The following is a 535-nucleotide window of genomic DNA, read 5'->3' as shown; positions in this document are numbered from 1 at the left end:
GTATTGATGGTGGATAAATCAGTAGTGCCGGAGACCAACAAACAATGGTCGATAGTTAACGTCATCTCGCCCACAATCGACAAGCTGGCATGTTGCAGCAGATCGTAAACGTCGCTTATGGCACCGGAGCTGGTATTTTCAATCGGTACGACGGCATAGTCGGCCTGGCCGGTTTCCACCTGATTAAAAATATCGGCACATTTGGCGCAGCCACTTTCAATGAATTGCTCAAAGTGACGGGCAGCGTACTGACGAGCGGCAAGATGTCAATAGGAGCCTTTGGGGCCGAGAAAAGCGATGCGTGCGGAGTGCGGATTAAGTTTATTGAGATGTTGTTGGAGCAAAGCCTGCTGAGTTAATACGGAATCTTCAATGATGAGCTGGAACAGGCGAGTAATGTAATGGGCGTCCAGATGGTGCGCTTTACCGAGCGTAATTAATCTTTCCAGTAAATCGTGTTCACGATCAATATCACGTACCGGGCGATGCGAGAGCAGTTTGGCTTTTCCCACCTCGACGGCCAGTTCGAGCCGCT

The 535-nt window shown here is 49.9% G+C and carries 1 protein-coding gene and 1 pseudogene; both read right to left on the bottom strand.

The genetic code is table 11. The annotated features are described in order from the left end of the window. A pseudogene (locus FN960_RS23425) lies at positions 1-251 on the bottom strand (prephenate dehydratase domain-containing protein); the annotation flags it as partial. Positions 252-266: 15 nt separating this feature from the next. Further along, positions 267-535 (bottom strand): chorismate mutase (locus FN960_RS23420; protein ID WP_221936822.1); only part of this gene is annotated, 269 nt, incomplete at its 5' end.

This window comes from Alkalicoccobacillus porphyridii (genome assembly GCF_007293315.1).
Lineage (GTDB): Bacteria > Bacillota > Bacilli > Bacillales > Bacillaceae_D > Alkalicoccobacillus > Alkalicoccobacillus porphyridii.
This window is presented reverse-complemented; position numbering and strand designations above follow the sequence as displayed.